Raw genomic sequence first — 14249 nt, forward strand, 5'->3', positions numbered from 1 at the left:
GCCATCATAGTCTCGTGGGCTCGGAGATGTGTATAAGAGACAGCGGTTCGCTTGGTTCGCTCGGCTCGCTTGGTTCGCTCGGTTCACTTGGTTCGACCTCATCGGCAAAAACTAATTGGCCTTGATAAGCGCTTTGCTCATTCAACACAAGCACTTGCGCCTGTGTATTGATCAAGTAACCGTCCGGTGCTTGAATTTCGCTAACCGTATAAGCGCCTTGCGTTAGACCTGTAAGCTGTGCTTGACCAGTCGCATCAGTTGTCAACTGAGCAACCAGCGTTCCGGCAGCATTTTTCACGGCAAAAACCGCCCCGGCCAAGCGATTGGCGCCACTCGAATCCGTCTTAATCACCGTCAATTTCCCGGTTTGATACGTATTCGTTAATGTCACCGTCTCACCACTAGTTGTTTGACTACTGATATAGCCAGCAATGGCCGTTTCAATCACCGTATAAGTGTACGCATTGCCATAAACATCCGTCACATCCAAATCACTGAAAGTGCCCGTATAGCCATTTGCTGACGTTAATTGCAAGGTCTGATAAGCTTGACCATTGCGTTGCAACGTCACTTCAACGGTCGGCGTTTGCACTCCAGCTGGCACGTCAGCCCAAACTTTGTTAACAGTCAGCGCCGTCTTAGCAATTCGTTTGTCAACCACACTACCTGTGACCACGTTAGCCGTTGCTTGCGCTGCGGATACCGTGAAGACGTGCTTGGCCGTGTCGATTTGGTAGCCACTCGGAGCCGCCGTCTCAACCAGCATGTACGTCCCAGCCGACAAGTTACCGATGCGTAACTGTCCAACTGAATCAGTCACCAAATCGGTCCGAAGTACCGTACCCGTACTATCCTCTAACTGATAAGTGGCACCAGCAACTGACTGGCCGTCACCATCAGTTTTATTAATGAACAAACTGTAACTCTGAATGTCATCACTAGCGGTTCCGGAACCACCAAATCTAACGGCCACGTTCGATTGTTCACTCTTTGGTTCGCCTGTCGAACTGCCCTCATTTGGATCAGTCGCATCTCCAATGACAGGTGCATACGTTACACCCGCATTATTGGTGTACGTATGTCCTACTGTCAGACCAACTTCATAAAATATATTGACCGCTACATCTAATTGGCCAATATTAATTGTCATCTGCTGACCCACAACCGTCACGGTTACTTGTGGTGTTGATACCCCATCAGCGTAGGTAAACTGCTGCGTTGCAAAATCATAAGTGCCCAGTGCCGCGTCTTTAACAAAGGCACCGTCAGTATAATGACCAGTTTCCAACGTCATGGTACCTTCGTGCGTTTGATAAAGGCCCAGCTGATCAACAATCGCAACTTGCTGCCACTTTTCACTATTAATGTTTGCGACAACTTGCCAGATCATTTTGGTGGGATTACCATCAGCATCTAAACTATTACTATCGGCCCAGCCAACCTTATTAATCCCAGTCGTACTACTGCCAGTGGTTGCGCTAGTCCCAGTAACATAAAACGTTAAGTCTCCTTGACGATTATAACGATCACTAGTCGCATAATAATCATTAAAAGTTAGTGTTCCGGTTTGACTACCGGTCTCGGCCGTAAAAGTCCCGACGACCGTTCCATCTGATTTTTGGACATCAATATGCTGCGTACCATTGGTAAAGACAACATTCTCGGGTAAGGTCACCGTTGCTGTACTGCCAGCAGTTACGCTAACATCATCGGCTATTGACCAATGATACTTCGCGATATAGTTCGCATACAGACTCAATACATCCGTAGCGCTATACGTAACACCATCATCGTCAGTCACCGTTGCGTCAGTAGCATCGAGCCCCTGAACCGCAACCGTTGCCCGTTGTGCTAAACTGCGAAGACTGGCCCGGCTCATTCTGGACAGTGTCGCGACAGACGCAGTTGCTTGATCCGTCGTAGTTGCCGTTCTCGCCGAGTCTTTTTGACTGGTAACGACACCACTGTACATATTAGTCGTTTGTTGCTGATTCTGGGTCGTTGCTTGCTCGTTGTTCGCCTTCGCACTAGCCGCTCGTTGATCCGCTTTGGCATTAGCCGTCGCCTGGGACGTCGCTGTCGTATCAGTACTGTCCGTTGTTGCTTGAGCGGCTGTCACACCTGAAGTCGTTTGGCTAGTAGCCGTTGTGCTAGATGATTGGGTTGATGACTCAGACGTGGTGACCGCTTTGCTAGTCGCCGTTTCAGTCGCCGCACCAGTTGCCGATGCTTTCGTGCTACTGCTACTGCTACTGCTACTGCTACTGCTACTGCTACTGCTACTGCTCGTAGTTTGTCGCAACACCACTTGATTAGCAAGTGTACTCGAGCCAGAAGTCTGCGTCGTTTCAGTGGCAGTGGTAGCTGTGTCCGCCGCACTCACTGTTTGATTTGTCACAATCAATGTCAACATGGCGGCCGTTCCCATTATCCAAGTTTTGAAATCGATTAATCGCATGATATCCCCCCTTTCTTATATAAGTTAAAACTTTTAAACCGATTACACGTCTTAATTATAAACCACATTCCGCAAATTTGAAGACACTTTTTGTCAAAATTCGTCGCTCACAGATAGCAGTTACATACCAGCAATATTTGTTCAAAAGGCTCATTACACCTATATAATTTTTATTTATGTACACTTAATTAATTTACCGATATATCAACATTTTAAAGACATGAATCATAATTAGTATTATAATATTTTATACAAAAGTTGTATGCCATCAATTTTGACGAGTTCGTGACAGTTGTTAGCTAATTAAAATAATTTATGCTGATTAATATAGATTTAACTAATTGCAATCAGTAAAAATGATGTCATTCGTTTCATTTATAATTTAAACCCATTAACTGCTTTAGTTGCTTGTCAACTAATTACGTCGAGAAACGGGGCAGACTGGCGCTACCGATGACACGTAGACCAATTATTGATTTATCGAGCGATATATAACAGCACCTTAACTGATAAGTATTTTTTATAGCTTTATTACTAATAGTTTGTCATTAACTTGTATGCTTTTTAATCTGCATAATGTTTACTTATCGCTTTAACACTTTAACCTTTATTTCTAACGACTCCCACTTAAGCAATGCAACTTTTTTTCCGGTGATTAATCAGACCAACCGACACGTCATGATAATCAAAACGATGTGGCAGCCCTTTAACTGATAAAATTATATAATGACTCAAAACTTAATTTACCAGCAACACTACATCTGTACCAATCAGCACTAACATTCTTATTAATAATCATTATAGTTTAAGCGCGTTAACTATTTTGTGAATTAATTTTCACTAATTATCCTGACACTATTCGTTATAACAATGGTATGATTAACATGACGTATAATAACCAGCTTTAATCAATCAGTCGGAGCCTGCTTACCTGCGACTATTAATTGCGCAACCAACATTAATATTTTATGGAGGCTACATTTTTCATGAACATTAAAGACTTGTATTACTTCCAACGCTTAATCAGCACTCAGAGTTATACGCAAACGGCTGCTGATTTTCACGTTAGCCAACCCACAATCTCCCAAGCAATTAAACGACTAGAACGTCATTTCCAAGTGACACTGTTCTTTCGCCAAGCAAAGACCAAGGCGCTGGTGTTAACACCTAGTGGCCAGCAACTATTGCTCGCAGCCAACGACATTATCAACAACTGGCAGCATGTCAATGAATCAATCAGTCATTTGCGTCAACATACACTGCGGTTTGGTATCGAACCATCCGTCAGTGAACATTATTTACCGGCATTAACAAAACCAATCATCGAGCAAGATTTGCTTAGTAGCGTCCACACTGTTGAAATGGGGGCTAATCAACTTGTCAAACAGGTTTTAGCCGGCCAACTCGACTTAGCCATCAGTGGTAACTTGGATCAAACATTGGATGAACGGCTTGCAGTAACGCCATTACGGCCCTTTAAATTTCGCATTCTCGCTAATGCTGCACACCCCTTAGCAAAGGCTGAGCATCCGACTTTTGCAGAAGCGCTAAAATCGCCTTTTGTACTGCTTAATGCAACTTACTTAAATAAACTAGTCTTCCGGCAACTTGCTGAACAACTTTCGATTGAACCCCAAGTTCTCTTCGAATCTGATAGCAGCACCTTGATCAAGGGATTAGTTAAAGAGAACCTGGCACTAGGCTTCATTTCCGACATCACGACCCCCAACGATGGTGAAGACGATGGTCTCGTTGAGATTCCGTTCGACGACGTTCAGGTTCCTAGCGTGCATATCAACTTGATTCGTCGGGCCCACCAATTTCCAATTGGCTTAGTGAAACAGGTTATCGACATTATTGAAAAAACATTTGCGGCTGACAATGCCGAACAAAAATCTTAACCACAAACTTGATCATAATCACACATGCGCTCCAATAAAAATACCCAACTTATCTAGAATGATAGGTTGGGCGTTCTTATTGGGGCGCATTTTTGGTTAAGTCATCACGATTAAATTTACACGACCAACTCGTGCTCGTAAGCACACAACCGCCGTTAAAAATCACATTCACGACTCCAGCAGCGAAGCTAATTGTGACCTAAAACTGGTAAACTTTTGCTTCGTACGCTCGTAATACGTCTTGATGATCTTCATCGTAGTTACTGATCAACAGATGCGCATCAGCGGGTAATTCTGCAAAGTGTCGCGTCTGGGTTGCCGCAGTAAAGTTACAAATTACTAGCAGGTGCTGCGACCCCATATGCCGCATATAGGCATAAACGGCCGCATCATCAGGTGATAATAGGTGATAAGTTCCCGTCGTTATGACTGGTAAATGGTGCCGGAGCTTAATCAGCCGCTGATAATAGCTCAGAACTGAACCGGGCGTTCGTTGCGCGAGTTGCGCGTTGATTCGCGGATAATTGGTATTAACCGCTAGCCACGGTGTTGCCGTTGAAAACCCAGCATTCTGACTATCATCCCACTGCATCGGTGTACGCGCATTATCCCGCGACATATGGGCGAGATAACCTAACATCTGTTCAGGTTGAACGACCTGTTCGTCATCAACAAAGTGATGATACGCATTCAGTGATTCCAAGTCTTGATAGTCGGTTAACTTGGTAAAATGGGCATTCGTCATGCCTAGCTCCTCACCTTCGTAGATGTAGGGTGTCCCTTGAAGAAAGTGCAATAGGGTCGCTAGCATTTTGGCTGAACGTTCCCGATAAGCTGGCCGTTCATCCCCGAATCGTGACACAATTCGCGGTTGGTCATGATTATTCCAATAGAGACTATTCCAGGCTGTCCCTTGTAAGCCCATTTGCCACTTAGACAAGCTCTGCTTTAGGTCAACCAGTCGGACGGGCTGGTCATTCCACTTACCTAGCGCCGGATCTGGATTACCATCCAGGCCCATGTGTTCAAATTCAAACACCATGTTTAATTCCTGACCTTGGCTGCTTGCCAGTTGCTTAGCATCAGCAACCGTAGCCCCAGGCGTTTCGCCGACCGTCATCAGTTGATGGCCTGCAAACACTTGCTGATTCATTTCTTGTAAGTATTCATGGAGATGCGGACCATTGGCAATAATTCCACCGATTGCCGCGTATGGTTCCCCAGCTTCTGGCTGCCCGTCTGCAAAGCTATCAGGCTTGGAAATCAAGTTAATGACATCCAAGCGGAAACCGTCCACGCCCTTATTGACCCAGAAATTCATCATGTCATAGACTGCTTGCCGTAGTTGCGGATTATCCCAGTTCAAATCTGGCTGTTCAACCGCAAATGAATGTAAGTAATACTGATCACGGCTGGCAACATATTTCCAAGCAGAGCCACCGAAAAAGCCACCCCAGTTGTTAGGTTCATGCCCATCAACAGGATCACGCCAAATATAATAGTCCGCGTACGGATTATCCTTACTTTGCGCACTCGTCGTAAACCACTTATTTTGATCAGATGAATGGTTGACAACAATGTCCATCATGATTTTTAACCCTTTCGCATGGGCCGTTGTTAATAATTGATCAAAATCAGCCATCGTCCCGAATTCTGGATTAATATCGTAATAATCACTAATATCATAGCCATTATCGACACCGGGTGAACGGTAAATTGGGTTGAGCCAAATCACATCCGCGCCGAGCTGTTTAATATAATCTAACCGTTGTGTAATTCCTGGCAAATCACCGATTCCATCACCATTTGAATCCTGAAACGACCGTGGATAAACCTGATAAACAACCGCTGATTGCCACCATTGATTAGCCATATATGATTATCCCCCTAAAAAAGTTTGCTTTAAAAAACTTGTCACGGTCAACCATAAAAGGCACCGCTTACAACACTAACCATTCTACCATTGTCGGTCATTTGAGCGTACCCACTTATCGCTATTTATTTGTTAGCCTAACACGTTTCTAGCCATATCTTAGTTGACGAATCAAAAACGCCATGCTATTATCGCTTATATTCAAATAACGAACGATAATCTTACTTTCAAGTAGCGAATTAACTGTGCGTCAGGAAGTCGGTGGGTGCTGCGAACCGATCAGGTTAATCTCGATGAAATACGGTAGGAGAGGTCCGGGTACGCCCGGCGGATAACAACTAGAGCCGTTAACTGCTAGTGAGTGGAGTCATATTGTGGCTCAAGCTGGGTGGTACCACGGTCTAATCAATCGTCCCTGTTGCATTATTATGCAACAGGGACGATTTTTTATATTCACCCACTATTATCGGCGTACAACCGCTGTTGAAGCAGTCCGTGTCGGGCTATTCACTGCTGGTTTAACGACCTCAAAGGAGTTAATTATTATGCCTAATTCAAAGAAATGGCGTTCAGTTCAGTTACCAGAAGCCCTACTCGTTTTACTCATTATGCTTGCAATTATGGGACTTGGCGTTATTAAGTTCGGCCTGTCACCACAGACCCCCGTTATTCTCGTTATCGCCCTCATCATTTTATGGGCCCGAATTCGCGGTGCCCACTGGGATGACATTCATGGTGGCATCATCGATGGTATTAAAACTGGGATTATCCCAATTTTTATTTTTCTACTCATCGGGGCACTCATCAGCGTTTGGATTGCAGCTGGCATCATTCCTTCAATGATGGTCTTTGGGTTTCATCTGATCTCTGCGCAGTGGTTCGTTCCATCCGTTTTTCTCGTTTGTGCAATTATTGGAACTTCCATCGGGAGTGCCTTCACGATTATCTCAACGATTGGGATTGCCCTCTTTGGAATCGGGACAACGATGGGCATCAACCCAGCTTTGATTGCCGGAGCTATCATCTCAGGAGCCATTTTTGGAGATAAGACTTCACCGTTGTCAGATTCGACCAACCTGGCCGCAGCCATTGCCGAAGCAGATTTATTCGACCACATTCGTAATCTGATGTGGTCTACGATTCCTGCTTTTGTCGTATCACTAGTACTCTACGCCGTTTTAGGTGCCGGAGCCGCAACACAAAGCCATTTGGGCAAGATTCAAACGACGTTGACCGTCCTCAATAATAACTTTACCATCAGCTGGTGGGCGGCCTTGCCACTCGTCGTCATGTTTGCCTGTGCCCTACTTAAAATTCCAGCCATTGCAACCTTGTTGATGAATATCGGTCTTGCCATCGTCATGATTTTTATCGAGCAACCTCATATTGCCTTAACTAAGATCGCCACGATGATCGAAACCGGCTTTGTAGCCAAAACTGGCAACGCCGGGGTGGACGCCTTACTCTCACGTGGCGGTATCAGTGCCATGATGAGCACGGTCTCCTTAATCCTATTAACCCTGTCGTTAGGCGGTTTACTAATGAAATTCAACCTCATTCAGACAGCAATGGTGCCGCTAACTAAGCGATTGAAAGGTGCCGGGACAACTGTTACGGCTGCGATTTTAGCGGGAATCGGTGTCAACATCTTTGTCGGTGAACAGTACCTTTCCGTTATCTTGCCTGGTAAAGCGTTCAAAACGACCTTCAATCAGCGAGGATTGGCTAACTTAGCCCTCAGTCGAGTCCTTGAAGACGGTGGAACTGTCATCAATTACCTGATTCCGTGGGGCGTTGCCGGGGCCTTTGCCGCTAACACGCTCGGGGTATCAACCTTAGCTTACCTGCCATTTTGTTTATTCAGCTTACTATCACCGGTATTCTCAATTATCAGTGGTTTCACTGGCTGGGGCCTGAAGCATCAGCCAGCCAACGAAGCCGGTTAATTTAAAACTAGGTTGTTTAATTTAATCGGTGACCGAACCAATCCCGGAATATAATTGTTACTGCTTGTGATTCGCCCCCACTGCTGGCTACAATTAGACAAGAGCATGTTTTGGATCAATCTAACAATTCGTCAATTGATACTGCATGATTTATTTACTAATAAGTCACATCCCGGCACCACGTCAACTAACGAACTTAGATATGAGGAGGGGGATTACAATGCTTGCATACGGGTATCAAAAATTTGGGGGACCTACCGTATTTGAAGAACTACCACAATCACAGCTGATTCCAACAGATAATCAATTATTAATCAAAACTTTAGCCGTTAACCTAACCGAGGAAGACCGCTTAGAACGGCTAGGTACTATCCAAAGCGTCGCACTACCGCATATTCCTGGGCATGATGTCATTGGGAAAATCATTCAAGTTGGCGCCGCTGTCACTGACTTGGACGTTGGGACAGTGGTGGCTGCCCGCACGAACCATACTTACGCGGACCAGGTTTGTTTAGATAGTGATCTAGCGGTGACCATGCCAACTAATCTTGATCCGGTCACCGCCGTCAGCTTAGTCACTCCAGGGATTGTCGCTTACAAAACGGTGCGCTACTTTGCGGACATCCAGGCCGACCAAACGGTGATTGTCAAAGGCGCTGGCAGCCCAGTCGGCTTGTTAATTATTCAGTTAGCCAAACGATTAGGTGCCCACGTTATCGCGATTGCTAGTGACCGTTATGCTAAATTGATTGCGACACTGGGAGTCGACCAATTCGTCGACTATCAGCATCAAAATCCAGTTCACGTGTTAGCCGACCGCGGTGACGTCGTAATCAATGTCGCTATCGATGGCGTTGGTGGCAAAGATGACTTAGCAATGGCCAAATTTGATGCGACCATCGCTTCATTTGCCCGTCACTTGCCAGCCACCAGTAAATCAATTCGTTTCCAAGCAATCCAACCGACCGAAGTGATTTCTGATCAGGCCGCCTTACAATTGCTATTCAAGTTGCTAGATACTGGTCAATTGACCACGACGATCAATGAACAACTACCGTTTAACCTCACGGGCTTCATTCAAGGTCACCAACGACTAGATGAGCCTCACGTGGGTCAAGTGGTCGTCGCGCGCTAAAAAAACTGCTTTCAAAAGTTATCCTTTTGAAAGCAGTTTTTTAGTCAGGTGGTCGCTTATTAAGACCATCGCAGAATTTTGAGCAACCCAATTCACACTAATCGTAACGATTGGGTATATTTCAAAGACCGCCTCAATTAGCCAAGTCCCGGATACCTATGCGAGTCGGTAGACCCAAGCCTCATAAGGCCGTAATTTATTTGGCTGCTGCTCGCCATAATTACTAATCAAGCATTTGGCCGTGGGCGTCAGATATTGATCCAGTGGTCGGGACAGTGTCTCGGCTGCGAAATTGCAACAAACTAGCCAGGTCCGCCCTTCCCATTGCCGTTCATATAAGAATACCTGCGGATCATCGGCCCACAAGAGCTCAAACGAACCTAACGTCACTAAGGGGTATTGATGTCGTAATTGAATCAAGTGCTGGTAATAGTACCACACTGAATCCAGATCAGCCAAAGCTGCGGCAGCATTGATTTGACGATAGTTGGGATTGACCGTGAGCCATGGCGCCGCGTCACTAAAACCCGCGTTAACCTCCGTGTCCCATTGCATCGGCGTTCGCGAGTTGTCCCGAGAACGCGCCGCTAATCGGGCCATCATATCTGCCGGTGATAGTAGTTGGCGCTCAGTCACTAAATCACGATAGGCATTGAGCGATTCAATATCTCGGTAACTGGTTAATTCAGTAAAATGAGCGTCAGTCATCCCCAGTTCTTCACCTTGATAAATATACGGGGTTCCCTGCAAGAGGTGTAAACACGTTGCGAGCATTTTAGCCGAACGTACCCGATATGCTGGTCGGTCATCACCAAAACGTGAGACCGCTCGTGGCGTATCATGATTGTTCCAAAACAGGCTGTTCCAAGCCCGCCCTTCAAGTCCGACTTGCCAGTCACTAATGACTTTCTTTAGCGCCACTAACGGTGTCTTACGCGTACTCCACTTACCAAGACCATGCTGACTATTATCAAGTCGCAGATGTTGAAATTCAAAGACCATATCTAATTCGTGCCGATCAGCGCCCGCATACTTCAGCGCATCCGCTGGTGTCACCCCGTGGGTCTCACCAACCGTCATGATATCAAACTGTGACAACACTTCTTGGTTCATTTCTTGCAAGAATTCATGAACTCGCGGTCCGTTCGTTACTCGAGCATCGCCAAACTGACTGTGCGGTTTCAGTGGACCATTTGGTAACCCGGGTAACTTAGAGATTTGGTTAATGACGTCCATTCGAAAACCGTCAACACCCTTGTTCAGCCACCAGGTCATCATCGTATAAACTGACTCTCGTAAGGTCGGATTCTCCCAGTTTAAATCAGGTTGTTTTGTTGAAAACGTGTGTAAATAATACTGCTGGGTCTGCTCATCATATTGCCATGCTGAACCACCAAAAGCCGCATCCCAATTATTGGGCGCCTTTTTGCCGTTACCTGAGCGCCAAAAGTAGAAATCACGATATTGATTGGTGCGGTCCTGGCGACTGCGTTTGAACCATGGATGCTCATCAGAGGTATGGTTAACAACCAAGTCCATGATGATCTTTAAGCCCCGGTCATGGGCGGCTTGCAATAATTCATCAAAATCAGCCATAGTGCCAAAGTCGGCCGCAATTTGTTGATAATCACTAATATCATAACCATTATCATCGTTGGGTGAACGATAAATGGGATTGAGCCAAATGACGTCGATTCCTAATTGCTTTAAGTAGTCTAGGTGGGCCGTGATCCCCTTTAAGTCACCAATACCATCATGATTGGTATCTTGAAAACTCCGTGGATAGACCTGATAGACAACGGCTTGTTGCCACCACTTGATTGTTGCTGCCATAATTACGATTAACTCCTTAGTTACGCGGTAAGGCCCTTGATGAGCTTAACTGGTAACGTATATTTTGATTCCAGTGTACAATTCGCATCCTCAATCCGCTGCAATAGTAGAGAAACCAGTAACGTGCTAATATCCGCTAACGGTTGTTCTACTGTTGTTAATTCAGAATGATAATCACGTATGAGCGCCGTGCCATCATAACCAACAACGCGTAATTGCTCAGGAACCGTTAATGACAGTTGTCGCGCGACGTTGAGCACTAGTAAAGCGGTCAAATCATCACTACAAAAAATACCATCATACTGATGTTGTGTCATAATCGTCTTAATTTCCATCATCTTCAGCGCGGGGGTCAATTCAAACGGTAATTCGTGGACATGGGGTGTTAGCTGTTGGGCAGTCAAGTAGGCTTCATATCCTTCACGGCGACCATTCGTTGGCGAACCAGCGTGTGACTTACCAGTAAAAATAGCCACGTTAGTCGCCCCCGCCTGATGCAATGTCTGGGTTGCTAGCCAGCCCCCCTGGTAATTATCCGAACTAACGATGGGAATATTGTCGGATAAGTACCGGTCAAATGAAATAATCGGAAGGCCGTATTGTTGATATTCTTCAATACCTAAATTGTGGGCACCAGCAATAATCCCATCGACCTGATTAGCCATCAACATTTGTAAGTAGTCGCGTTCTTTTTGCGGATCATCCGCACTATTACATAAAATCACCTTATAATTTTTAGCAAATAAGATTTTTTCAATCCGGGACACCAGTTCACCAAAGAACGGATTACTAATATCTGAAAAGATGACGCCAATTAAGCGCGTATTCTTTCCTTGCAGTGAGCGTGCCATATTATTCGGCTGATAATGCAGTTCTCGCATCGCCGCGAAAACTTTTTCTTTAGTCTGACTACTCAGGTAGCCATGGTTATTAATAACCCGAGAAACGGTTGTCGCTGAGACCCCCGCTAGCTTCGCAACATCATTTAATTTTGGTTTCATTGTTATCGACTCCAGTATGCTCTGATTGGTGCCATTCCCAGACTTTACCGGTGACTGCCGTAGTGTCACCTTGAACGTTAAGGCGACTCGGGGTAGCGTTTAAGAAGAAACGGCCAGTCATCACGGAATAGCCATTATCAATATAGCATTCAAAGACTGACACATCTATGATTAGCCGGATTTTTATCGTCTTATGGGCCGGTAACTCCACTTGACGAGTCTGACCATAATCTTCAGCAAACGAATTTCCCGTATGCCGCCGATCAATCATGACCTGACCATGGTTGGCATCAACAGTTACCTGCAGCTGGCCACTTTCTTGCTGATCAGCGATGTTAACTGTGACCGTTTTATCAGCGGGAACCGTCAGTAAGAGTTCAAAGCTGCCATTCAAAGCCGCTACCGTCGCCCGTTGTTGCTCAAAGACTAGGTCATGCGCCGTCGTCCGCAAATCATCCACCGCTGCCACTGGATTTTGATAGAGGTGCCCATCTTTAAGCGTTAGTTCCTTAACCAAACTCAAACAATGGGCCCAATTTTCACGATCAGTTGGATAGGTAATTTCAGGTAACCCAATCCAGCTGACGGCTAACGCGCGGCCATCCGGAGCATTGATTGCCTGCGTGGCGTACACGTCAAAGCCATCATCTAATTGCGTCAGGGCGTGGGGGTCAGTTAATTGTGCCTGAGCTAGGTCCAATTGATCGGCAACTAAGTACATGTTCGGATAAATATTCTGATACGGAGTCGTTGCTTGTGATAACCCTTGGGGACAGAACAGTAAAACGGGCTGTTGATCGATCCAGACCAGATTCGGACACTCAATCATGTAACCCCGTGCATCTGCGGGAACGTTTAACTCGCCTTGACACATCCAGGTGGTCAGATCCTTTGAGAAATAAACCAAGATAGCACCAATCTCAGTAGTCGTCTGCGCACCGATCAACGCGTAGTAGCCGTGGTCAGTACGGATCAAGCCCGGATCACGAAACGAACTCGTGTACCCAGCCGGAGCATGCGCAATTAGTGGCCGGGACAGCTTTTTAATGTGATTATCCGTGTCCATCCAGGCACCTAATTGATACGAGTCACGTTGCCAGTCAGCAGTACGGACATTACCCGTATACATAATAAATAACTGATCATCAATTGGTAGTGCCGTACCCGTGTACGCGCCGTGTGAGTCGTACGGCGTATCTGGTCGAATCGCTAAGCCCTCATCATGCCAATCCACCAAGTTCTTAGAGGTTACGTGTTGCCATGACTTCAGTCCGTGTACCGGACCGAACGGAAAAACTTGGTAGAACAGGTGCCACTGACCATCAAAGTATGAAAAGCCATTGGGGTCATTTAACAAACCTGATGCGGGCTGAATATGATGTTGCATCCGCCACTTAGATTGGCGTGCCTGGGCAACAAGCTGTGGTAGCTTAGTTGCTGGCCACTGTTCATAAGGGGTATAACGGGTTTTACGATTCCATATCATGACGATGAGCTCCTTTTTAACGTTCGACTTAATTGTCACTATTATAAAACCGCTTACACCGATATGTCAATCGTTTGACATTTTTATATTATATTTTCATGTCAGCGTTTCAAATTCGGCTTTTTAAAAAGATTATCAAGCAATTCAATTTTGTATCAAACGCTTGACATATTTTCCAAACTTGTTATTATTGGGTCTGTAAAGCGCTTGCATTATTAAATTAAAAATAATTTTAGACTCAGGGAGTGAATTATTATGAATCATCAAGAAGTTGCCGACCGCGTACTTAATGCAATTGGTAAAAACAACATTCAAGCCGCCGCCCACTGTGCGACACGCCTTCGTTTGGTCATCAAGGATGAATCCAAGATTGATCAACAAGCCTTAGATGACGACGCGGACGTTAAGGGGACCTTCGAAACTAACGGCCAATATCAAATCATTATTGGCCCTGGCGATGTCGATAAAGTCTATGACGCCTTAATCGCCAAAACAGGTCTTAAAGAAGCGACCCCCGATGACATCAAGGCAGTTGCCGCTGCGGGTCAAAAGAAAAATCCATTAGAACGTGTTTAGAATCTTTTCAAGAGTATTCGCAGGAAGGCTAAGCTAATCA

General features: G+C 45.5%; 8 protein-coding genes and 1 pseudogene. 4 read left to right on the forward strand and 5 right to left on the reverse strand.

Annotated features, from left to right (window positions below; all coding sequences use genetic code 11):
* Positions 1 to 4: 4 nt before the first annotated feature.
* Positions 5 to 2458, reverse strand: coding sequence for a SpaA isopeptide-forming pilin-related protein (locus MMY95_RS14040; RefSeq protein ID WP_241277734.1), 2454 nt, complete (start codon positions 2456 to 2458; stop codon positions 5 to 7).
* Between the two features lie 986 nt (positions 2459 to 3444).
* Between MMY95_RS14040 and MMY95_RS14045 the strand changes: the two genes are divergently transcribed.
* A complete protein-coding gene (locus MMY95_RS14045; protein ID WP_015379671.1) occupies positions 3445 to 4359 on the forward strand; it encodes a LysR family transcriptional regulator in 915 nt (304 codons plus the stop codon).
* 199 nt (positions 4360 to 4558) lie between these two features.
* Here MMY95_RS14045 and MMY95_RS14050 read toward each other — a convergent pair whose 3' ends face one another.
* Entirely contained in the window at positions 4559 to 6232 is a 1674-nt protein-coding gene (locus MMY95_RS14050; RefSeq protein WP_015379670.1) for an alpha-glucosidase, read from the reverse strand.
* Positions 6233 to 6777: 545 nt separating this feature from the next.
* On the opposite strand from MMY95_RS14050, the gene nhaC reads away from it, so the two are divergent.
* Positions 6778 to 8178, forward strand: coding sequence for a Na+/H+ antiporter NhaC (nhaC, locus tag MMY95_RS14055; protein ID WP_202861225.1), 1401 nt, complete (start codon positions 6778 to 6780; stop codon positions 8176 to 8178).
* Positions 8179 to 8398: 220 nt separating this feature from the next.
* The gene (locus MMY95_RS14060) at positions 8399 to 9313 is read left to right on the forward strand and encodes an NADP-dependent oxidoreductase (RefSeq protein WP_053267589.1); all 915 of its coding nucleotides are present in this window, start codon (positions 8399 to 8401) and stop codon (positions 9311 to 9313) included.
* Between the two features lie 156 nt (positions 9314 to 9469).
* On the opposite strand, the gene MMY95_RS14065 is transcribed toward MMY95_RS14060, so the two are convergent.
* From MMY95_RS14065 to MMY95_RS14075, 3 genes are read right to left on the reverse strand one after another with little or no spacing between them, the layout of a single operon-like run.
* Positions 9470 to 11146, reverse strand: coding sequence for an alpha-glucosidase (locus MMY95_RS14065; RefSeq protein ID WP_128467892.1), 1677 nt, complete (start codon positions 11144 to 11146; stop codon positions 9470 to 9472).
* Positions 11147 to 11166: 20 nt separating this feature from the next.
* Positions 11167 to 12147, reverse strand: a complete 981-nt coding sequence (locus MMY95_RS14070; protein ID WP_003641783.1) for a LacI family DNA-binding transcriptional regulator — start codon at positions 12145 to 12147, stop codon at positions 11167 to 11169.
* Positions 12128 to 13633, reverse strand: coding sequence for a sucrose-6-phosphate hydrolase (locus MMY95_RS14075; RefSeq protein WP_241277735.1), 1506 nt, complete (start codon positions 13631 to 13633; stop codon positions 12128 to 12130). Before MMY95_RS14075 ends, MMY95_RS14070 begins: the two co-directional genes overlap by 20 nt.
* Positions 13634 to 13888: 255 nt before the next feature.
* On the opposite strand from MMY95_RS14075, the pseudogene MMY95_RS14080 reads away from it, so the two are divergent.
* Positions 13889 to 14197: pseudogene (locus MMY95_RS14080) on the forward strand (glucose PTS transporter subunit EIIB); the annotation flags it as partial.
* Between the last annotated feature and the right edge of the window lie 52 nt (positions 14198 to 14249).

This window comes from Lactiplantibacillus sp. ME-2 (assembly GCF_022549155.1).
Classification (GTDB): Bacteria; Bacillota; Bacilli; order Lactobacillales; family Lactobacillaceae; genus Lactiplantibacillus; species Lactiplantibacillus plantarum.